Origin of the sequence: Streptomyces sp. NPDC005931, assembly GCF_042871235.1 — a bacterium.
GTDB lineage: Bacteria > Actinomycetota > Actinomycetes > Streptomycetales > Streptomycetaceae > Streptomyces.
Genome location: NZ_JBIAIG010000024.1, coordinates 34,110 through 54,456, shown reverse-complemented (window position 1 = coordinate 54,456; position 20,347 = coordinate 34,110). Strand labels below are relative to the sequence as shown.

Annotated in this window: 17 protein-coding genes; 10 read left to right on the top strand and 7 right to left on the bottom strand. The window is 73.9% G+C overall.

Going from position 1 to position 20,347, the window contains the following annotated elements; all coding sequences use genetic code 11:
- Nucleotides 1–221 precede the first annotated feature (221 nt).
- Entirely contained in the window at nucleotides 222–788 is a 567-nt protein-coding gene (locus ACFYOV_RS32340) for a hypothetical protein (protein ID WP_389093977.1), read from the bottom strand.
- Between the two features lie 32 nt (nucleotides 789–820).
- Nucleotides 821–1,312, bottom strand: a complete 492-nt coding sequence (locus ACFYOV_RS32335; protein WP_389093975.1) for an ATP-binding protein — start codon at nucleotides 1,310–1,312, stop codon at nucleotides 821–823.
- 210 nt (nucleotides 1,313–1,522) lie between these two features.
- Here ACFYOV_RS32335 and ACFYOV_RS32330 point away from each other — a divergent pair, with 210 nt between their 5' ends.
- Both ACFYOV_RS32330 and ACFYOV_RS32325 read left to right on the top strand, forming a co-directional pair.
- Nucleotides 1,523–1,753, top strand: coding sequence for a DUF397 domain-containing protein (locus ACFYOV_RS32330; protein WP_389093973.1), 231 nt, complete (start codon nucleotides 1,523–1,525; stop codon nucleotides 1,751–1,753).
- 168 nt (nucleotides 1,754–1,921) lie between these two features.
- The gene (locus tag ACFYOV_RS32325; RefSeq protein ID WP_389093972.1) at nucleotides 1,922–2,842 is read left to right on the top strand and encodes a helix-turn-helix domain-containing protein; all 921 of its coding nucleotides are present in this window, start codon (nucleotides 1,922–1,924) and stop codon (nucleotides 2,840–2,842) included.
- Nucleotides 2,843–2,947: 105 nt separating this feature from the next.
- Here ACFYOV_RS32325 and ACFYOV_RS32320 read toward each other — a convergent pair whose 3' ends face one another.
- Nucleotides 2,948–3,769 carry an SAM-dependent methyltransferase gene (locus tag ACFYOV_RS32320; protein WP_389093970.1) on the bottom strand — a complete coding sequence of 274 codons (822 nt, stop codon included), beginning with the start codon at nucleotides 3,767–3,769 and terminating at the stop codon, nucleotides 2,948–2,950.
- Between the two features lie 231 nt (nucleotides 3,770–4,000).
- Here ACFYOV_RS32320 and ACFYOV_RS32315 point away from each other — a divergent pair, with 231 nt between their 5' ends.
- The 3 genes from ACFYOV_RS32315 to ACFYOV_RS32305 all read left to right on the top strand — a co-directional run bounded on the left by ACFYOV_RS32315 (nucleotide 4,001) and on the right by ACFYOV_RS32305 (nucleotide 8,752).
- A complete protein-coding gene (locus ACFYOV_RS32315; protein WP_389093968.1) occupies nucleotides 4,001–6,397 on the top strand; it encodes a molybdopterin oxidoreductase family protein in 2,397 nt (798 codons plus the stop codon).
- Nucleotides 6,394–6,885 (top strand): hypothetical protein, encoded by a 492-nt coding sequence (locus ACFYOV_RS32310; RefSeq protein WP_389093966.1) that lies wholly within the window; start codon nucleotides 6,394–6,396, stop codon nucleotides 6,883–6,885. Before ACFYOV_RS32315 ends, ACFYOV_RS32310 begins: the two co-directional genes overlap by 4 nt.
- 163 nt (nucleotides 6,886–7,048) lie before the next feature.
- Nucleotides 7,049–8,752 carry a hypothetical protein gene (locus ACFYOV_RS32305; protein ID WP_389093964.1) on the top strand — a complete coding sequence of 568 codons (1,704 nt, stop codon included), beginning with the start codon at nucleotides 7,049–7,051 and terminating at the stop codon, nucleotides 8,750–8,752.
- Between the two features lie 15 nt (nucleotides 8,753–8,767).
- Here the strand turns inward: ACFYOV_RS32305 and ACFYOV_RS32300 are convergent, their stop codons facing one another.
- Both ACFYOV_RS32300 and ACFYOV_RS32295 read right to left on the bottom strand, forming a co-directional pair.
- Nucleotides 8,768–9,895 carry a DUF2235 domain-containing protein gene (locus ACFYOV_RS32300; RefSeq protein WP_389093962.1) on the bottom strand — a complete coding sequence of 376 codons (1,128 nt, stop codon included), beginning with the start codon at nucleotides 9,893–9,895 and terminating at the stop codon, nucleotides 8,768–8,770.
- A 12-nt stretch (nucleotides 9,896–9,907) separates the two neighbouring features.
- Complete coding sequence (locus ACFYOV_RS32295) at nucleotides 9,908–10,819, bottom strand: DUF6424 family protein (RefSeq protein WP_389093960.1); 912 nt, start codon at nucleotides 10,817–10,819, stop codon at nucleotides 9,908–9,910.
- Between the two features lie 336 nt (nucleotides 10,820–11,155).
- Between ACFYOV_RS32295 and ACFYOV_RS32290 the strand changes: the two genes are divergently transcribed.
- Both ACFYOV_RS32290 and ACFYOV_RS32285 read left to right on the top strand, forming a co-directional pair.
- Nucleotides 11,156–11,545 carry a hypothetical protein gene (locus ACFYOV_RS32290; RefSeq protein WP_389093958.1) on the top strand — a complete coding sequence of 130 codons (390 nt, stop codon included), beginning with the start codon at nucleotides 11,156–11,158 and terminating at the stop codon, nucleotides 11,543–11,545.
- A 2-nt stretch (nucleotides 11,546–11,547) separates the two neighbouring features.
- Complete coding sequence (locus ACFYOV_RS32285; protein ID WP_389093956.1) at nucleotides 11,548–14,334, top strand: caspase family protein; 2,787 nt, start codon at nucleotides 11,548–11,550, stop codon at nucleotides 14,332–14,334.
- Nucleotides 14,335–14,481: 147 nt separating this feature from the next.
- Here the strand turns inward: ACFYOV_RS32285 and ACFYOV_RS32280 are convergent, their stop codons facing one another.
- Nucleotides 14,482–14,664, bottom strand: coding sequence for a hypothetical protein (locus ACFYOV_RS32280; RefSeq protein WP_389093954.1), 183 nt, complete (start codon nucleotides 14,662–14,664; stop codon nucleotides 14,482–14,484).
- Between the two features lie 168 nt (nucleotides 14,665–14,832).
- On the opposite strand from ACFYOV_RS32280, the gene ACFYOV_RS32275 reads away from it, so the two are divergent.
- Nucleotides 14,833–15,045: a hypothetical protein gene (locus ACFYOV_RS32275; protein ID WP_389093952.1), complete on the top strand. Its 213-nt coding sequence runs from the start codon at nucleotides 14,833–14,835 to the stop codon at nucleotides 15,043–15,045.
- Between the two features lie 324 nt (nucleotides 15,046–15,369).
- Here the strand turns inward: ACFYOV_RS32275 and ACFYOV_RS32270 are convergent, their stop codons facing one another.
- Nucleotides 15,370–15,699, bottom strand: a complete 330-nt coding sequence (locus ACFYOV_RS32270; RefSeq protein WP_389093950.1) for an ANTAR domain-containing protein — start codon at nucleotides 15,697–15,699, stop codon at nucleotides 15,370–15,372.
- 292 nt (nucleotides 15,700–15,991) lie between these two features.
- Between ACFYOV_RS32270 and ACFYOV_RS32265 the strand changes: the two genes are divergently transcribed.
- Both ACFYOV_RS32265 and ACFYOV_RS32260 read left to right on the top strand, forming a co-directional pair.
- A complete protein-coding gene (locus ACFYOV_RS32265) occupies nucleotides 15,992–16,939 on the top strand; it encodes an alpha/beta hydrolase (RefSeq protein WP_389093948.1) in 948 nt (315 codons plus the stop codon).
- A gap of 270 nt (nucleotides 16,940–17,209) precedes the next feature.
- Nucleotides 17,210–20,326, top strand: a complete 3,117-nt coding sequence (locus ACFYOV_RS32260) for a LuxR C-terminal-related transcriptional regulator (RefSeq protein WP_389093946.1) — start codon at nucleotides 17,210–17,212, stop codon at nucleotides 20,324–20,326.
- The last annotated feature ends 21 nt before the right edge of the window (nucleotides 20,327–20,347 follow it).

Sequence of the window (20,347 nt, the reverse complement as noted above, 5' to 3'; positions counted from 1 at the left end):
GGCCCCCGGGGGCCGGGGCCCACCCCCCGGGGCCCCCCCGGGGCCCCGGGGGGGGGGGGGGGGGGGCCCCCCCCCCCCCCCCGCGGGGGGGGCGGGGGCGCCCCCCCCGGGGGCCCCGCGCCCGACCCTCCCCCCTCCCCCCGCCCCCCGCGCGCGACGTCTCCCCCGAGACACCGCACGCCTCTCGTGAGCGGTTCAATCCGGAGCTCGCCCCGGAAACCTCACTCCGACAGCGCCCGGGCCAGTTCCGTGGTGGCCAGGGCGATCTCCGTGTCCTGCTCGGCCATCAGCCGGTTCAGCTCGCCGCGCCGGGCGCGTACTGCCTGGCGGGCCGCGCGCTCCCAGACCACCGGGTTCTCGCGTCGACTGAGCAGCTTCGGGTACGCCGCGGCGGTGGACTCCCACTGCCGGGCGTCGGCGATGTTCTTCAGCAGCTGGATGATCCGGGCCCGGCAGGTCACGTGCGGCAGCTGGGCCAGCTCCCACAGGAAGGGGACCGTCGTGGCGGTCGCCTGCTCCACCACGAAGCCGTACTGGCAGATCCGTTTGCGCAGGTCCTCCAGGGCGGACCGGGCGGAGTCGGCGTCCCCCCAGGCGATGCTGTTGAGCAGCAGGGGGATGGCCGCGGCCGATCCGGTGGAGTCCTGGATGTCGGCCCAGGGCACGCGGGACAGTCCCGCGAGGGGTGTGTACCTCGCCGGATGGGTGGCGGATGCCGGGCGCCCGGTCGGGGGCGCGTGGCGCACGGGGCGCTCGCTGTTCGGCTGTTCCGTCGAAGCGCTGCGCATGGCGATGGGTGCCTTTCCGCGGCGGTCGTGTGTCAGGTGGACGGGCGGGTCGACAACCGGGCCCACACCGTCTTGCCCACCGGGGGAGCGGGGGCCCAGCCCCACGCCTCGGACAGGGCGTCGACGATGTGCAGCCCCCGGCCGTGCTCCTGGAGGCAGGAGCCGGTGCCGGGTGCGTACACGGGCGGACGGTCGTCGGGGTCGGAGACGGTGAGCAGCAAGTGGGCCGGGGCCAGCACGAGGCCGAGCCGGACGGGCGGCGCACCCGCACACCGCGGTGCCGCGTGCAGGGCGGCGTTGGCGGCGAGTTCGGTGACGACGAGGATCGTGTCGTCGCAGCAGTGGTCGAGCGACCAGGCGCGCAGCGTCTCGCGCGTGAAGGACCGGGCCCTGGCCAGGCCCTCCCGGCTGCACTCGATGACCAGCGCCGCCGAGAGGGGGGCGACACCGGCCGTGCCGGGGCCACCCGCCCGTGCCGTGGGCGCGGTCGGCGGCCGGAGCACGGAATGCGCAGGTGATGACACGGCATCTCCCCGATGCGACGTCAGGTACCGGCGCCAACAAGGGGGTTGACGCCGCAGCTATTATCCACGCTGACAGCGCTCGCGTGCAATTGCACGGGAAATTGCGCGGAAACTCGGGGTGGGCGAGTGCGACCGACAGGGCTCGTGCCACCCCGGGCGAACGGCCGGGCCCGGTGCGCGGCGGGACATGTGAACAGCAAGGAGACTGCGGTGCCAGGAGTGCGGAACGGAGTGCGGGCGAGCGCGTTGGACGTCCGCTGGGTAAAGAGCCGGCACAGCAACGCCGAGGGCAACTGTGTGGAGGTGGCCCCGCTGGTCGACGGAGCCGTCGCGGTGCGCAACTCCCGTGATCCCGACGGTCCCGCGCTGGTCTACACGGCGGCCGAACTCGCGGCGTTCCTGGCCGGAGCGAAGGACGGCGAGTTCGACCACCTGGTATGACGTCCCGCCCGGGGGTTCGCCCCCGGGCCCGCACCCCCGGGTGCCCTCCGCCGCCGAAGCGGAGCCCAACTCGCCACGTGGGCACGGCTTTTTCGGGCGCGGGTGCGAGGCGTACCGGGCAGGTGCGATAGTGTTACTCACCCTTGTGCCGGTCTGCTGGGAGTCAGGATGTCCGCCGCGTCGCATCGCATCTCCCGTCTGGAACCCTATCTGGACAGGCCCGAGCCGGCTCCGACGTTGCTGAAGATGCTCGTCGGTGTGCAGCTGGCAGGCTTCCGCGAGGACGCCGGGCTCGCGCAGGACCAGGCGGCGCGCGCCGTCGGTTTCAGTGCGGCGAAGCTGTCCCGCATCGAGTCCGGCAAGGGCCGCCGCCCGCCGTCCGAGAACGATGTGCGCGCCCTGCTGCAGCTCTACCGCACCGACGACTACGAAGCCTCGGTGCTGCTCAAACTGCTCCAGCGGGCCGGGGAGCCGGGCTGGTGGCAGCGGTACGACAAGCGGCTGATGCCCGAGTGGTTCGACCGGCTGGTCGGACTGCAGGAGGCGGCCGCCACCATCCGCACCTTTGAGATCCAGTACGTGCCCGGTCTGCTCCAGACGGCCGCCTACACCCGCGCCGTCGTGGAACGCGGCCTGCCCAGCGCCCCCGCCGGCGAGGTGCAGCGCCGCGTCGAACTGCGCATGCGCCGCGCCGAACTGCTGACCCGGCAGGGGGCGCCGCAGCTGTGGGCGATTCTCGACGAGTCGATCCTGCTGCGCGTCCTGGGCAGCGCCGGGGTGATGCGCGAACAGCTCGCGCACCTGGTGCGGATGGCCGAGCGGCCCAACGTCACGGTGCAGATCGTGCCGCTCGGCGTCACCAACGCCTCCGCACCCGCCATCCCGGTGACGTATCTGCGCTTCGGCGGCCTCGACCTGCCCGACGTGGTCTACCTGGAGCACATCAGGAGCGCCAACTTCCTCGAGGACCGCGACGAGACCGAGGAGTACCGGATCGCTCTCGACCGCCTCGCCGACGAGGCCCTCAAGCCCCGCGACTCCCTGGAACTGCTGCGCAGGACCATGGACGAGCGCTACCCGGAGCCCTGAACCCGGCGGCTCACGGCGTGCCCGTTCGCCGCGGCCACCGCCGGACGCCCCGCGCGGGACCCCGATGGTCCCGGGAGGGGGCGTTGCCGTGACCGGCGGTGACACCTACAGCGGGATCCGGCCCACGCCGCCGAACTCGATCCACTCGTCGGAGAGCTGACGCGGCACGACCTCGTTGTCGGGACGCCAGGTGGACACCTCCACCAGGCCCGGCTCCAGGATCTCCAGGCCCTCGAAGTAGGACGTGACGTCCTTCTCCTCGCGCACCCGGCCCCAGTGCCCCTGCGTCGCCTTGTCCATGAAGTCGGTGACGAAGTCACGCACCCCGGCATCGTCGCTGACCAACTGGCACATCACCATGAAGCTGCCCGGCGCGAGCCGTTCGCGGACCCGGCGCGCCACGGCGAGCGGACCATCGGTGTCGCTGTCCGGGATGCAGTGGAACACCGAGTTGAACAGCACGCACACCGGCTCGGAGAAGTCGATCAGGCGCTGCGTCTCGGGGTGTTCGAAGATCCCGTCGGTGTCGCGCAGGTCGGCCTGGATGACCACCGTGCGGTCGTCCTGCTCCAGCAGGGCGCGGCCGTGGACCAGCACCATCGGGTCGTTGTCGACGTAGACCACGTGGGTGGTCGGGTCGATGCGCTGGGCGACCTGGTGGACGTTCTCCTGGGTGGGCAGGCCGGAGCCGTGGTCGAGGTACTGGCGGATGCCGAACTCCTGCGTGAGGGTGCGCACCACGCGCTGGAGGAAGCGCCGGTTGTTCAGTGCCAGACGACGGGTGCTCGGCACCACCTTGTCGAGTTCCTCGGTCGCGGCGCGGTCGGCCGCGTAGTTGTCCTTGCCGCCCAGGTAGTAGTCGTACATACGGGCGGCCGTCGGCACGGTTGCGTCGATCTCGGTGGACAGTTGCTTACCGGTGTGCATCGTTCCCCCTGCAATGTGACCGCGCCAACTCGACCGGCTGGACCGGGAGTACATCCTAGGGAGCACCACGAGAGCCGTGCCAGCCCGTTGGCGAACCCGCCGCCAACCGACACCACCGCCGGTTACCAGGGGTATCCGTCCGTGTGTGCGCGATCGCTCAACGTGACGGATGGGGCCACGGGGACGGGGTACTCGCCGGGCGGAGTCGTTCCCCGTGCGGGAGGTGGCATCGTGAACAGCTCGGCGGACCGGATCGAGGACCCCTGGGGTGAGCGCACCCCGTACGCCTCCGGCACCCGCTGGCCCGCCCGGACGGACACACGGCTGGCGGAGGGGGTCACCGAGGAGGACGTGGAGCGGTGGGTGCAGTCCGCATCCCTGCTGCACTCCAACGGGGACGCGATGGACATCGCGGTGCGGCAGGGCCGCATCGTGGGCGTACGGGGCCGCGAGTGCGACCGGGTCAACCGCGGCCGGCTCGGCCCCAAGGACCTCTACGGCTGGCAGGCCAACCACTCACCGGACCGGCTGACCCGGCCCCTCGTGCGCGAGAACGGCCGCCTGGTGCAGTCGGACTGGGACACCGCCATGGACCGGATCACCTCCCGCACCGGGGCGCTGCTCGACGAGAGCGGCCCCGGATCCGTCGGCTTCTACACCACCGGGCAGCTCTTCCTCGAGGAGTACTACACCCTCACCGTCCTCGCCCGCGCCGGCATCGGCACCCATCACCTCGACGGCAACACCCGCCTGTGCACGGCGACGGCCGCCGAGGCGCTGAAGGAGAGCTTCGGCTGCGACGGACAGCCCGGCTCGTACGAGGACGTCGACCACGCCGACACCATCGCCCTGTTCGGGCACAACGTGGCGGAGACCCAGACGGTGCTGTGGATGCGCATCCTGGACCGCCTGGAGGGATCCGACCCGCCCCGCCTGATCTGTGTGGACCCGCGCTTCACCCCCGTCGCCCGCCGCGCCGACGTGCACCTGGCACCGCGCCCCGGCACCAACGTGGCGCTGCTCAACGCCCTGCTGCACGAGCTCGTCCGCACCGGCCGGATCGACCGTGGCCACATCGAGGCGCACACCGTCGGCTTCGACGAACTGGCCGCCCGCGTCGAGCCGTGCACCCCGCGCTGGGCCGCGGAGATCTGCGACGTCCCCGCCGCGCAGATCGAGCGGGCGGCGGAGATCCTCGGCGGCGCGCGACGGCTGCTGTCCACGGTGCTCCAGGGCGTCTACCAGTCCCACCAGGCCACCGCGGCCGCCGTCCAGGTCAACAACCTGCACCTGATCCGGGGCATGCTGGGCCGTCCCGGCTGCGGCGTACTCCAGATGAACGGCCAGCCCAGCGCCGAGAACACCCGCGAATGCGGCGCGAACGGGGACCTGCCCGGCTTCCGCAACTGGCAGAACGACCACCACGTGGCCGAACTCGCCGAGGTGTGGAACGTGGAGCCGGAGCGCATCCCGCACTACGGCCCGCCCACCCACGCGATGCAGATCCTCCGCTACGCCGAGCAGGGTTCGATCCGGATGCTGTGGATCACCGGCACCAACCCGGCCGTGTCCCTGCCCGAACTCTCCCGCATCCGCGCCATCCTCGCCCAGGAACGCCTGTTCGTCGTCGTGCAGGACCTGTTCCTCACCGAGACCGCCCAACTCGCCGACGTGGTGCTGCCCGCCGCGACCTGGGGCGAGAAGACCGGCACCTTCACCAACACCGACCGCACCGTGCACCTGTCGGAGAAGGCCGTCGAACCGCCCGGCGAGGCACGGTCCGACCTCGGCATCTTCCTCGACTTCGCCGCCCGGATGGACTTCCGCGACAAGGACGGCGCCCCGCTGATCGGCTGGCACGACCCGGAGACGGCGTTCGCCGCGTGGCAGCGGTGCAGTGCCGGACGCCCCTGCGACTACACCGGCCTGAGCTACGACCGACTGCGCGGCGGCAGCGGCGTCCAGTGGCCCTGCACCGCCGACACCCCCGACGGCACCGCCCGCCTCTACACCGACGGCATCACCTTCGCCCACCCCGACCGGTGCGAGAGCTACGGCAAGGACCTGGTGACCGGCGCCACCGTCGACCCGGTCGAGTACCGCTCCCTCAACCCGGACGGCAAGGCCGTCATCAAGGCGGTCGGATACCTGCCGCCGCACGAGGACAGCTCCGCCGAGTACCCCCTCCAGCTGATCACCGGCCGCACCGTCTACCACTTCCACACCCGCACCAAGACCGGCCGCGCCCCCGAGCTCGACGCCGCCGCCCCCGACGTCTGGGCGGAGATCTCCCCCGCCGAGGCGGCCAGGCAGGGCCTGTCCGACGGCGACCTGATCCGGGTCGACACCGCGCGCGGAGCGATCAGGGCCCGACTGCGCACCACCGCCGTCCGTGACGGCGTGGTGTTCGTGCCGTTCCACTACGGTTACTGGGACACACCCGCCGGCCACCGGCCCCCCGACGACACCCCCGGGCGCGCCGCCAACGAGACCACGATCACCGACTGGGACCCGGTCTCCAAGCAACCCCTGTTCAAGACCGCGGCGGCCCGCGTCACCCTGGTCGCCCGCCGCGCGGCGCACCCCGGGACCGCGGAGACGGACGCCACGACGGGGAGCGGGACATGACGGGCATCGCCACCACCCTGCACGCGCTGCACGACGGCGAACGGGACCTGGAACAGGATCTGCTGACCGCCGCTGCCCGCCACCGCACCGACCACGAGTTCCACCACGTCGCCACCGACGTGGCCGGCTGGTCCCGAGAGCACGCCACGCGCATCGCCGAGGTGGGCCACGACCACGGGCTCGACCTGTCCGGCCCCCGCGCCCGTCCCTTGCCCGGGATGCTCGGCGCGCTGCGCGAGAAGGCGTCCGAGGCGCTCGGCCGGCGCCCCGAGGCGGGACTGCTGCTCCTGCACGACCTGCGCGACCTGCATCTGGCCGCCGCCCGCAACTCCCTGTACTGGGACATGCTCGCGCAGGCGGCACAGGCCACCCGGGACGCGAGGCTGCTGGGGCTGGCCTCCGCCTGCCATCCGCAGACCCTTCGGCAGATGCGCTGGACCACCACCATGATCAAGGTGCTGTCCCCACAGCTCCTGACCAGCGTGTGAGCAGACCGGCGGGCGGGCCGGTCGGGGAGGAGAGAAGCGGCCGGCTTCACGCGCGGCGGCGTGTGCCCCGCTATCGTCGGTTTCGTCCCCCGCGGCCGGACACCCGCCGCGGGAGGCCGACGGTGCGGCCGTCGCCGCCTCCGACCCTGTTCCGGGAGACGCCATGGACGACTACTACGACCTCGGCACCCACGGCCGGCCCGTGACGACCTCATCCCGCGAAGCGCAACTCTGGTTCGACCGGGGGCTCGTGTGGACCTACGCCTTCCACCACGAGGAGGCGGTCGCCTGCTTCGAGCGCGCCGCCGCAGCCGACCCGGAGTGTGCCATGGCCCACTGGGGCATCGCCTACGCCCTCGGCCCGAACTACAACAAGCCCTGGGACGCCTTCGACGCCGAGGAACTGGCCGGTACCGTCGCGCGCACGCACACCGCGGTGGAACGGGCTCACCAGCTCGCCGCGCACGCCACCCCCGTCGAACAGGCCCTCGTCTCAGCGCTGCGGGCCCGCTACCCCCGGGCGCGGGCGGTCGAGGACTGCTCGGTGTGGAACGAGCCCTACGCAGACCGGATGCGCGCGGTGTACGACGAGGCGCGCGACGACCCCGACGTCGCCGCGCTCTGCGCCGACGCCCTGATGAATCTCACCCCCTGGCAGCTGTGGGACCTCGGGACCGGCCGGCCCGCCGAGGGCGCCCGCACCCTGGAGGCCAAGGCCGTCCTCGACGCCGCGCTCGCCACCGATGCCGGCGCCCACCACCCCGGAGTACTGCACCTGTACATCCACCTGATGGAGATGTCCCCCACGCCGGAAGCGGCCCTGTCCGTCGCCGACCGGCTGCGCGGTGCCGTCCCCGACGCCGGGCATCTGCTGCACATGCCCTCGCACCTGGAGGTGCTGTGCGGCGACTACCGCAGGGTGGTGTCCGACAATACGGCGGCGATCGCCGCCGACGACAAGTACCTCGAGCGCGCCGGGGCCATGAACTTCTACACCCTCTACCGGGCCCACAACCACCACTTCAAGATCTACGGCGCGATGTTCCTCGGCCAGTCCCGCACCGCCCTCGACGCCGCCGCGCGACTGGAGGCCGCCATCCCGGAGGAACTGCTGCGCGTGCAGAGCCCGCCGATGGCCGACTGGCTCGAGGGGTTCCTCGCCATGCGCGTGCACGTGCTGATCCGCTTCGGCCGCTGGGACGACATCCTGGACCTGCCGTTCCCCGCCGACCCGGACCTCCACTGCGTCACCACCGCCATGCTGCATTACGCCCGTGGCGTCGCCCTCTCGGCGACCGGCGCCGTGGACCGGGCCCAGGCCGAGCGGACGAGGTTCCGCGAGGCCGTGGACCGGGTCCCCGAGTCGCGGACGCTGTTCAACAACACCTGCCGGGACGTCCTGACCGTCGCCTCGGCCATGCTGGACGGCGAACTCGCCTATCGCAAGGGCGACTTCGACGCCGCCTTCGCCGCGCTGGAGCGGTCCGTGGCACTGGACGACAACCTCCCCTACGACGAACCCTGGGGATGGATGCAGCCGACCCGGCACGCCCATGGCGCGCTGCTGCTGGAACAGGGCCGCGTCGCGGAGGCCGAGGCGGTCTACCGCGCCGACCTCGGCCTCGACGACACCCTGCCCCGCGCGCTGCAACACCCTGGCAACGTCTGGGCGCTGCACGGTCTGCACGAGTGCCTGACCCGCATGGGCAGGACCGGTGAGGCCGCGATCGTGGCCCAGCAGCTGAGGACGGCGGCCGCGCTGGCGGACGTACCCGTCGAGGCGTCCTGCTTCTGCCGGACGGGGACGGATCCCGGCGGCCCCGGCCACGCCCCGGCGTCCGCCGCCGACGGCCACCACTGCCACTGACGCAGTGAACCGGTCTCAACGATCCGCCACGGTCCCGGGTTTGGTCCAGTCGAGGTCGGTCCATCGGCCGGTGCCGTCCTGCGGCCCGGGCAGATCGGGACGGTACGAGGGGTCTCGCTCGCGCCGGACCCGGAGGCTCGCGTGCAGCAGCGCGCCGTCGGGTACCGGGCGGCCCCGGCGGCCCGCCAGGAACCACAGCCTGCCGTTGTCGTGTACGCGGGCGGTGGCGAACTCCTCGCTCACCGCGCACGCCTGTTCATAGGCGCCGGGCCGGAAGTCCAGGTCCGCCAGCACCCCGTCGGTGACCCACTTCAGCGCGATCGTCGACAGCAGGGGATCGCCCTCGCGGTGCTCGAACGTGCCGCCCACGTCCGAGTGCACACCCGCGAACCACGCCTCCTGGGCCGTGTCCCGCAACGGCTCCGGTCGGTGGCTGATCAGGAACTCGCGGTACGGGCGCCGCTTCTCGTCCAGGGACACGGCGTGCCGGATGCGCGCGGCGTTGGGCAACTGGTGGGTGTAGGGCCAGCGCAGGGTGCCCATCCGCAGGACGCCCGCCGCCTTCACGGTGTCCCAGACCCCCAGATAGGCGATCGGCAGGGCGTAACGCGACACCTGACGTGGTGCGTTGCGCTTGACCTCGGCCCACAGCCGCTCCTCGCCGGTCGGTCGGCAGAAGGCGTGCGAGAACCGCGCCAGCTGCCGGTGACTTTCGTTGATGTCCTGGTTGAAGGCGTACTTGGACACCGCGTAGGGGAGCAGGTTCTCCGAGCCGGGCCGCATGAGCCCCGGCTTGTTCAGCATCCCGACGAGCGCCCGGGCGGTGTAGGCGCCGCGGCTGAAGCCGAAGACGTACACCAGGTCTCCCGGCTCCCAGTGGCGCATCAGGTAGCCGTACGCCTCGGTGAGGTTGGCCTTCAGTCCGGTCCCGAACGCGAGACCGGACACGCGGGAGACCCAACGCCCCGCCGGGCCGCGCGCATGGGCGGACGACATCGTGCCGACCCCGGGGTCGTAGTAGAGCAACTGCCGCGCGGGGTCGTCCGCCGTCAGCATCTCGTACAGCTTGACCACGTTGGTGGGGTGGCGGGCGCCCACCTGGTTGCCCGTACCGTCCAGACAGATCACGATCCTGCGCGGCATGACGTCCGCTCCCTAGGCGGAGGGGGTCCGGTGGGTGCGCCGCCGGGTACGGCTGCGGCGTGCGGCGCGGGGGGCGAGCGGACCGGACGCGGTGCGCTGCCCGGGTTCGATCTGCTGCGCGAACGCCTGGAGCGCGGCGGAGCTGTTGGGTGGCAGCACCGCCATCACCCCGAGGTCCTGCGCCCGTGCCACGGAGTCCGCCGCGGCGCTCCCCTCGGGGACGTGCATCAGGCGTACGTGGCCGTCGCCCGAACCTCGGCGGTCCACCGGGGTGACGGCGCCGTGCGTTCCGTCCGGCAGGGTCACCCACAGCCGGAAGTCGTCGAAGCGGAAGTAGTCGGCTCCCTTGATCGGCCACGGGTAGTGGTGCTCACCGGGGACCTTCGGCAGGATCCCCTGGTGGTTGCCCCGGGTCAGCGGAACGCAGGCGTTGAACAGGGAGTCGGTCCACGACTCGACCCCGTCGGCGTCCGTGATCGGTGTGCGCAGCAGGTCCTCGGCCTCCTCGTACCCGAGCGCGACCAGCGCGGGCAGGGTGAGGGGAAAGGCGGCCACGAGTTCGGCCGCGTCCTGGCGCAACCGGTCGATCCGCTCCGGGGCGGCGCAGAACTGCATGCTCCACTCCACGCCGACCCGTGCGCGGTAGAGCCGCCAGCCGCCGGTTCCCCTGACCCAGAGGCTGCCTCCGTGATGCATCTCCCAGTGCTCGGACGCGGTGGGACCGGGCCCGTAGGGCAGCCGGTCCTCGCTCATCTCGGCGAGGATTTTTTTCGCCGCTTTCTTCGCCGCCCGAAATTGCGGCGTCTCCCGGCGTTCGGCGTGCGAGACGAGTCGGATCTTCCAGGGATGGTTGCCCGAACGAATGCCACCCAGCCGCAGACCGGCCGGAGTGCGGGACCTCGTCGGGGAAACGGCGACGGTCATGGCCGACCTCTTCGCACTGCCCGCGCGGCTCTCGGGTCCGCTGGCATCGGCCAGTGCCACTGCTGTCCATCCTGCTCCTTCACGAGGCGGGGGGCCACCCGGGCGACGGCCGCCCGCACCGCGCCGACCTGCCGGTTCGTGGACCACCACGGAGGTGCGGGGACGGTATGGGCCCGACCCATGTGGTTGAAGCGTGAAATGCGCAGGGAAAGGAAAGAATCGGATTTGCCGCCGCCCGGGGAGCGTAAGAAAATAGGGAACAAAGAGACGCGGAGCCACCGACGGTCCGACTCCGCGCCGCCCCGTTCAAGCACGGAACAAAAAGGGGCTGCCCCGGTGGACAACGAATTGCAGATCCTCCTTTCCGAGGAGGGATCCGACGTCGAACAAGTCGCACAGCGGACCTTTCGGCTGCGCGAGGAATTGCTCGAGCTCGACGTGGACGACGTGCGGGCCGTCCCGGCGCAGCAGGACGCCCCGCCCGGTGCACGGGCCGTCGACGTCGCCGCCGTCGGCGCCCTCATGGTGACCCTGGGCGGCGCCGCCACGGGTCTGGGCCAGGTGGTCGCCGTGATCCGTGACTGGTGGGGCCGCTGCCACGGCACGCGGCCCTCGCTGCGCCTCACCCTGGACGACGACGTCCTCGAGATCTCCGAAGCCTCCGAGGAACAGGTCTCCGAGGCCTTCGACCTGTTCGTCCGGCGGCACGCCGAGGCGGGGGCCTGACCATGGGCGAGTCCCGGCACGCGCTGATCGTCGCCAACGACAGCTACCAGGACCCGGGCCTGAAGAAACTCAGGGCACCCGCGCAGGACGCCGTCGCCCTCGCCGAGGTCCTGGGCGACCCGCACATCGGTGACTTCGACGTGCAGGTGATGCGCAACGAACCCGCGCACGTCATCTCCATGCGCATCGACGACTTCTTCTCCGACCGCCGGCCCGGCGACACCCTCGTGCTGCACTTCTCCTGCCACGGGCTCAAGAGCGAGGCCGGCGAGCTGTACTTCGCCGCGCACAACACCCTGCCCCGGCGCCTGGCGTCGACCGCCGTCGCCGCCGACTTCGTACGACGCTGCATGGCCACGACCCGCGCCCGCAGCATCGTCCTGCTCCTCGACTGCTGTTACGGCGGCGCCTTCTCCCAGGGACCGGCCTCCGTGCGCGCCGCGGGGGACGTGCACGTCCTCGACTCCTTCGTCGGCGACAAGCTCGGCGGCGGCCGCGGCTGGGCGGTGATCACGGCGTCCAACTCCATGGAGTACGCCTTCGAGGGGACTTCTCTCGCCGAGGGGTCTGCCCCCCGGCCGTCGGTGTTCACCCACGCCGTGGTCAAGGGCCTGGCGACCGGTGAGGCCGATCTCGACGAGGACGGCAGGATTTCCCTGGACGAGCTGTACGAATACGTCTTCGACCACGTACGCCGGCAGAACCCGAACCAGACCCCCAGCAGAACCGTCGACATGCAGGGGGACATGTACCTGGCGCGCAGCCACCGCCGCCGCATCGTTCCTTCCCCGGTGCCCGACGACGTCCGGGCCGCCATGGGCAGCCCCGACATCTACACCCGACGCGGCGCCATCGCGGAGCTGCGCGCCCGGATGGAGAACCCCGACCTGTCCATCGCCGTGGGGGCGCGCGAGGCGCTGGCGGTGATGGCGGCCAGGGACATCCGCGCGGTCGCCGAGGAGGCGTCCCGGGCCCTGAGCGAGGTCGGCATCAATCCCCACCCCGTCCGCCTGGACTTCGAGCCCGTACCGCACCACGCCCCCTCGCCCCACCGGACGGTGTGCCTCCTCGGCCCGCCCCTCGCCCGCAGCTGTGCGCCCCACGTCAAGGGCGAACGACTGCGGGCCCGGGAGTCCGAGGCCGGCCTGGACGTCTGGGTCGACACCTCGTCACCGGGTCCGGCGAGCGGTGACATCGTGCTGAAGGGGGTCGTGGGGGAGGCGGTACTGCACGTGGAGGCGGAGGTGCTGCCGGCGGGAGCGGGACCCGCGGCCGAGCCCGGGAGCGGGGCCCCGGCAGGGCCGGGGGCGGATGCCGGGTCCGGCGCCGGGACCGGAGCGGAGCCGGGTTCGGGTTCGGCCGGGGGCTCGGGGGAGGAGCCGGTGTCACCGGCCGCGATGGCGCCCGCGGCCCCGGGCTCGGCGGCCGGTGCACCGGGCGTGTCGTCGTCGGCCTCCCCGGCAGGAACCCCGGCTGCGCCCTCCCCGGCTTCCTCGGCAGGAGCCCCGGCGGCGTCCCCGGCGTCGCCACGCACTCCCGCGGGTGAGTCGTCGGGCCCGCCGACGGGTGCCGCCGAGCCGGCGGCCTCCTCGCCGGGACGGCCGGACACGTCGTCGCCGGGCACGTCCCCGCCCACGTCGCCGGCCGCGTCCGGTGGGCGTGCGGACGCCTCGTCGGGTGGGCCCGGCACGCCGTCACCCGACAGGCCGGGAGGGGAGCCGGTGGCATCGTCGCCGCCGAGTGCGTCCCCCTCGCCGTCGCCCGCTGCTGACGCGGGGGTCCCGCCGGTGTCGCCGACCGCGGCGGGCGGACGTGCGGACACCTCCGCCGGTGGGCCGGACGCGTCGTCACCGGGCCGGGGGGCGGGAGGGACCCCGGTCGCCTCCCCGTCGCCGCGTGCGTCGGCCTCCGGCTCGCGGGCCGCTCGTGAGGGTGCTTCGTCCGACACGACGGCGGTGCCGGCCGGACCGCCGGGTGCCCCGCCGCCCAGGACCCGGGTCTCCCCGACCGCGTCGCGCTCCTCGAGGCAGGGAACAGCGACGTCACCGGCCGCGTCGCCGCCTCCGCACGGGAGGCGACCCTCGTCCCCGGCCGGGGGAACGGGATCCTCCACGGCGTCCGGGCCGGACGCAGCCCCCGCCGGCGAGGCACCGGCACCGCCGCGAGGCTCGCCGTCCCCGACACCCGAGGTTCCTCCTCCGTCGCCACGCCGTACGCCGACCCCGCCCGAGTCGACGCGGCCCCTGCCGCCGGTGACGAGCGGGCCCCCATCGCGGAAGCCCCCGCCCCCGCCACCCCGTGCCCCGCGCCGCCCCGACGAGGTGCCGCCCCGGCCGGCCGGCACGCCGCCCCCGGCACCGCGGACCCCCGCGACGGGCTCCTCCGGAGCCGGACACCGGGCCGGCGCGGCGACCTCCGTCCGCGCCCCCTCGCTGGCGGCGGCCGGGCTGGTCCTCGCCCTCCTCGCCGGCGGCATGATCGTCGTGGTCGGCATGAAGGTGGAGGACGTCGTACGGGGAAAGATCGGGAACAACGACATCACCCTCGGCAAGTACGCCGAAGCCGGCGGTGTGCTCACGCCGCTCGTGCTCTGCCTGCTCGCTGCCGCGGCCGCCCTCGCCCTTGTCGGGCTGGCACGCCACGACCTCGGTGCCCGGCCCGACCGCTACCCGGCGGGGCCCACCGCCACCACCAGGCTCATGGCGGGACCGGCGAAATGGCTCGCGGTCCCGGTGCTCGTCCTGGCGGTCCTGGTGCTCGTCGCCCTCCTCGTCGGGGGCCGGTACTGACTCAGCGGGGGAGCCGCCGACCCGACGCGCGGCCCGGGCGCACCATGTGCACGGTGTCGTGGCTCTGTTCCGAACCACGACACCTCACGCAGCCGCTTCCTCGGGAGCGGCTCCGTGCTCCGTCCGCGTACCCGTTTTCCCGGGTCCTCACCGGGACTCCACCACCGTCTGGAACGTCTTCATGCAGGGGAAGCAGTGGCGGTCCGTCGCATGCTGCCGACGGGCGTCCTCCCGCTTCTCCACCCCGCACAGCGTGGACGCCTTGTCGGCGGTCAGTACATGCCACACCGGCTCCCCCGAAGTGTCTGCACCGCACCACATCTCGTGCATTCCCAGCTCCCTCCGGCTAGGCATGGAGGCCGCTTCCATCTGAGCACGGCCCGAGCCGACCCCGCTCGCCGTCGCGTCCATGCGGGTGACCGGTGGGCCCGCCGGTGCGGCGTCCGGCACGGCGGTGGCCGGGATGCGGGTCCGCCGCGCGGGCCGGATGCTGGAGGGGTGAAGAAGGCGCCCATCGTCGTACATCCGCCGCTCGGGACGGGCGGGCGGCGGGTGACGGTGCGCGGCGAGATCGTCGGGCTCGCCACCTCCGACCGCGACGTGGTCGAGTTCCTGCGCCGCGCGGGGCTCCCGGAGGGCGAACGACTGCTGGACGACCCGGCCTGGGTGAAGTGGGTCGGCGGCCGGGCCCACGTCTACGACGCCGCGTGAGGGCGCGCCGGGGCCGGCGGACGTAGCAGGCGCGGCCGTCCGGACGTCGGGCCGGGTCGCCGGTATGGCCGGGGGCCGCCGATGTGCGGGTGGCCGGAGCCCGCGCGGTCGCCCGGGGGCTCCGGCCCTCGTCCTCCGGCCCCTTCGGCCGACGGGCCCACCCGACAGGGCGCACCCGCTCCGTCCCGGGGCCGTGAGGATCTCCCGCACCTGGGCACCTCCGGCACACGGTGCGCGTGCTTCCGCACACCGGGCGCGTGCTTCCGCCGCGCATGCTCGTCTACCCCCGCTCCGGCACGACATGCTGCGCCCGTGCGCGCGGCCTCAGTCGGTGAGCCGGTCGGCCAGGCGCCGTGCCAGCTCCTCGCGGATGTCCCAGGCGAGCTCGCCGGTCTGTCCGTACGAGACCACCAGGTCCGCCACGTTGCGCAGCTTGATGTTGGTGCACATGGACGTCTCGCGCAGCACGTCCCAGGCCTCGGCGGGAGTCACCCGCCCCACGGCCACGACGACGCCGATCGCCTGGTCGATCACCGCGTGCGACTCCACGGCGTGTTCGAGCTGCGTCACCTTCGTCTCCAGCTTCCTGATCCTGCTGTGGGGGGTTTCCGGCTCCTGGACCGCACCAGAAAGCCGCTGGGCACGGGTGTCCACGTTGCCTCCGCGGTAGAGGGGGTCATCGCTGTACGGTGCATCTTCCCTGTGCCGCCTGGGCTAAGCACCGCGGCCCCACACGCTGAGTTCGGGGTTCCGTTTTCGGCCGTGCCCGCGCCGTGCGTCGTACGAGACCGGTGACATTGCCGGTCCGTACAGGCCCTTCCCTCTCCGACAGTGGCACCGCCAGCCCATCGGCGGCGCCCCCGGCCGGCGCACGGTCTCATCCCATGCCGCACCTCCCGTGCTCCGGCCGGTCGGGCCGCCCGCCGCGACAGAGAGGACCACGCGCGTGCAGCAGCACCCCCACACCACCCCCACCACCGGACCGACCGGGGACCGCGGACCGGCCCGCTCCGGGCGGCGCAGGAGCGGCCGGCTCGCCGGACTCGCCGCCGCCGTCACCGCGGTCGTCGGACTGACCACCCTCACCGGCCCCGGCGCCCAGGCGGCGGACAATCCCTACGAGCGCGGCCCGGCGCCGACCGACTCCAGCATCGAGGCGCTGCGCGGCCCGTACGCCGTCTCGGAGGTCTCGGTCTCCTCACTCGCCGTCACCGGCTTCGGCGGAGGCACCATCCACTACCCGACCAGTACCGCCGACGGCACCTTCGGCGCGGTCGCGATCTCACCGGGCTTCACCGCGTACGAGTCGTCCATCGCCTGGCTGGGCCCGCGCCTGGCCTCCCAGGGCTTCGTCGTCTTCACCATCGACACCAACTCCACTCTCGACCAGCCCGCCTCCCGCGGTGACCAGCTGCTCGCCGCGCTGGACTACCTCACCCAGCGCAGCGCGGTCCGCGGCCGGATCGACAGCAGCCGGCTCGGCGTCATGGGCCACTCGATGGGCGGTGGCGGCTCCCTCGAGGCGGCCAAGGACCGGCCCTCGCTCCAGGCCGCGATCCCGCTGACGCCCTGGAACCTCGACAAGACCTGGCCCGAGGTCAGGACGCCCACCCTGGTCTTCGGCGCGGACGGCGACACGGTCGCCCCGGTCTCCAGCCATGCCGAACCCCTTTACACGGGACTGCCGTCCGGCCTGGACCGTGCCTACCTGGAACTGAACAACGCCACCCACTTCACGCCCAACTCGTCCAACACGACGATCGCGAAGTACAGCGTCTCGTGGCTGAAGCGGTTCATCGACAACGACACCCGCTACGAGCAGTTCCTGTGCCCACTGCCCCGGCCGAGCCTGACGATCGAGGAGTCCCGGGGCAACTGCCCGCACACATCCTGACGTTCGGCCGGCACGGCCGGCCCGGTGGCGGCCCGCGCGGACCCCGCGCGCCGCCACCGGCGTCGTGCGCCACCGGCGTCGTGCGCCACCGGCGTCGTGCACCACCGGCGTTGTGCACGGGCACCGCCGAGTACCGCCCGGGTTGGGCCGCGGCACACTCCGCTGCGCGGACCGGTCTCCAAAAACGGCAGGTGGCAGGGGAATTGAACCTCCCCGGCGCTACGGCCGCCGGCCTTCCTCCGTGCGTTACGCGTACGTAACGTCACGGGCATGACCGGACAGACGATCCCGAGAACCGGTGCCCCGCGGTATCGCCCGGGCCCGCTGCGCGACGCGGTGACCGCGCTGCTGGACGGGCTGCGCACCGACGGCGGCGTACGTGTCGTGACCGGTGAACCCGGTGGCGGGCGTACGGCCTTCCTCGAGCTCGCCGTCCGCTCGTTCCGCGCCGGACCGGTCTGGCACGTCAAGGCCGATCCGGCGCGGTCCCGTCAGCCGTTCAGCGGGCTGCACACCCTGCTCCGCGCCGCCGGGCGCCCGGTTCACGTCCCCCGCGACGGGGCGGGGGAGGCCCTCCTCGCCACCCTGCGCGCGGCGGCGGCCGGGACGCCGCTCCTGGTGTGCGTGGACGACGCGCACCTGTGGGACCCCGGGTCACGCGCCGCGCTGGGGTACGCGGCGGCACGGCTGCGCACGACGTCCGGCCGGGCGGGGCTGCTCCTCACCGTGCCCGGACACCGGCCGGTCGGCGGGGAGTGGGCGGGCCTGCCCGTGCTGCGCCTGCCGCCCCTGGCGCCGGCGGACGCCGCGGCCCTGCTGGACGAGGTGACCGACGGCGCCGTCGACCCGGCCGTCCGCGACGAACTCGTGGCCGTGGCGGACGGCAACCCGGCCCTCGTCCTCGCCCTGACCCACCGCCTCACCCCACCCCAGCTCCGCGGTCACCGCCCCCTGCCCCGCCCCCTGGCCGACGCCGAGACCCTGACCGCCACGACCGGCGGCCACCTGAGCCACCTCGACCCCGACCGCACCGACCTCCTGCTGACGGTGGCGGCGGCGGAACGGGCCGCCGGCGAGGAGGGCGCCGACGAAGGGGCGGTGCTGCGGGCCGTACGCGGCCTCCGGGGCGACGGCGCGGGCGGCACCGACGGCACCGGCGGCGCGGCGCGGGGAGCCCGGGGCGCGGGGGAGTGGGCGGTCGTGGAGGGCACGGGCCGGGTGACCGGGGCGGGGGCGCGGGCCGGCGTCGGGTCGGCGGCAGGGGACGTGCCCCGTGCGTCCGGGTGTGCGGGCGGGCGGGCGGTCGCTCACGAGCCGGGCCGGATGAACGAGGGGCTGCCGGCCATCGGTGCGTGGGCCGCGGCGGGCGTGGGGCGGGAGGCCGGGAGCGCCGCTGGCCGGGCCGTCGCGGCGGATCCGGAGTCGTGGCCCGACGTGCTCGTGGTGGCCGACGGGCGGGTCCGTTTCCGGAGCCTGCTGCTCGGCAGGACCGTGTACGCCGGTGCGTCGGCCGGGCGGCGGCGTGCCGTGCACCGCGCGCTGGCCGACGCACTGCCGGAGCCGCACGGCCCGGCCGCGCTGCTGCACCGCTCCTGGACGGTCACGGGCCCCGCCCCCGCACTCGCCGCCGAACTGGCCGACGCCGCAGCCGGCACCGCGTGGGACCTGCCGCCCGGCCGGCGCCGCACGGCCCTGGTCCGCGCCGCCGAACTGACGCCGGAAGACGCCCTGCGCGCCCACCGCTACACGCTCGCCGCGGAACACGCCCTGCTCACGGGCAACCCCCCGGAAGCCCTTCGCCTGCTCGACCGGGTCCGCGGTGAGTCCGTCCCCGCGTCGGTCCTCGGCCGTGCCGAACTCCTGCGGGGCTCGGTGCTCCTGACCGACGGTCCGGTGGACGACGCGCGGGAGTCCTTCCTGCTGGCCGCATGCCTGCTGGCGGTCCCGCGCCCGGAGTCGGCGGCCGTGGCCGGCCTGGGCGCGGCCGACGCGGCCTGGGCCGCGGGGGACATGCCGGCCTGCCTGCGTGCCCTGACCCGCGACGATCCCGACCACCCCGAGCCGGCCGCCGGTGAGACCGGCAGGACCCCAGCCGCCGGCACGCGCGGCGCCGCTGCCCCCGCTCCCGTCGTCGGCCCCCACCACGCCCAGGGCTCCCTCGTCGCCGACCACCGCGACGGCCTGCGCGCCGTCCTCCAAGGGCGTTTCGACCTCGCCGCCGCCCCTCTGCGACGTGTCGTGGAGCGGGGACGGCCCGCCGGGGAACCCGACCGGCTGCTGCGGTCCGCCGCCGCCGCGCTGCTGCTCGGGGACGTCACCGCCGCCCGCCGGGCCGGCGCGCGGGCGCTCGCCGCCGCGCGCACGCTCGGGTCCGCGGCGCTCGAGCCGAGGGCGCTGGAGTACCTGGCCTACGCCGAACTGCGCGCCGGACGCCACCAGCTCGCCCGTACCCACGCGGAGGAGGGCCTGCGTGCCGCCCAGCGCGCCGGGCAGCGCAACACGGCCGCCCACCACCACGCCGTGCTCGCCCTCGCGGCGTCGATCGAGGGGCGGTCGGACCTCGTCGCCGCGCATGTGAGCGCCGCCCTGTCGACGGCACGGCGGCACGGCCTCGCCCAGGCCGCCACACTCGCCCAGTGGGCGGCGGCCCGCGCCGACCTGGGCACCGGCCGGCCCCGTGAGGCCGCCGACCGGCTGAATCCCCTCGTACGGCCGGGGCCCCGGCGGGGCCACTTCGCGGTGTGGATGCTCGCCGTGCCCTGCTTCGTGGAGGCCGCCGTGCTCGCCGGGCAGAGCGAGCACGCCCGTACCGTCGTCGAGGGCTTCGCCCTCTGGGCCGCCTGCGGAGCCGACCCGCAGGCCCCCGCCCAGCTGCTGCGCTGCCGCGCCCTGCTCGCCGCGCCCGACGACGCCGACGAGCTCTACCTGCGCGCCCTGGACCGGCACGACGAGGCCGCCGGCGACTTCGAGCGGGCCCGCACCGAGCTGCTCTACGGCAAGTGGCTGCGGCGCCGGCGCCGGCTGCGCGAGGCGCGGGTGCGGCTCGGGCAGGCCCTCCTGGGCTTCGAGCGCTGCGGCGCGCACCTGTGGGCCGGGCAGGCGGCCGCGGAACTGCGGGCCAACGGAGTGGCACCGCCCGCCGCGGGGGCGGGCGAGTCCTCCCGGAACCGCGCGGGGGAGCTGGCCCGGCTCACCCCGCAGCAACAGCGGATCGCACGGTGTGTGGCCGAGGGCGCCACCAATCGGGAGGTGGCCCTGCGGCTCTCCGTCAGCACTCGCACGGTCGACTACCACCTGCGGAACATCTTCGCCGCGCTCGGCGTCCGCTCCCGCGTCGAGCTGGCCCGTCTCGTCGAGCAAGCGGAAAAGACCGGTGCACAACCCTAGGGACCGACCGGACGGTATGCC

Excerpts from the sequence above, each read along its gene's own strand:
- ACFYOV_RS32325 (WP_389093972.1), top strand. The coding sequence starts at position 1,922 with ATGTCCGCCGCGTCGCATCGCATCTCCCGTCTGGAACCCTATCTGGAC.
- ACFYOV_RS32305 (WP_389093964.1), top strand. The coding sequence starts at position 7,049 with ATGGACGACTACTACGACCTCGGCACCCACGGCCGGCCCGTGACGACC.
- ACFYOV_RS32310 (WP_389093966.1), top strand. The coding sequence starts at position 6,394 with ATGACGGGCATCGCCACCACCCTGCACGCGCTGCACGACGGCGAACGG.
- ACFYOV_RS32280 (WP_389093954.1), bottom strand. The coding sequence starts at position 14,664 with ATGCACGAGATGTGGTGCGGTGCAGACACTTCGGGGGAGCCGGTGTGG.
- ACFYOV_RS32320 (WP_389093970.1), bottom strand. The coding sequence starts at position 3,769 with ATGCACACCGGTAAGCAACTGTCCACCGAGATCGACGCAACCGTGCCG.
- ACFYOV_RS32340 (WP_389093977.1), bottom strand. The coding sequence starts at position 788 with ATGCGCAGCGCTTCGACGGAACAGCCGAACAGCGAGCGCCCCGTGCGC.
- ACFYOV_RS32260 (WP_389093946.1), top strand. The coding sequence starts at position 17,210 with ATGACCGGACAGACGATCCCGAGAACCGGTGCCCCGCGGTATCGCCCG.
- ACFYOV_RS32295 (WP_389093960.1), bottom strand. The coding sequence starts at position 10,819 with ATGACCGTCGCCGTTTCCCCGACGAGGTCCCGCACTCCGGCCGGTCTG.
- ACFYOV_RS32300 (WP_389093962.1), bottom strand. The coding sequence starts at position 9,895 with ATGCCGCGCAGGATCGTGATCTGTCTGGACGGTACGGGCAACCAGGTG.
- ACFYOV_RS32285 (WP_389093956.1), top strand. The coding sequence starts at position 11,548 with ATGGGCGAGTCCCGGCACGCGCTGATCGTCGCCAACGACAGCTACCAG.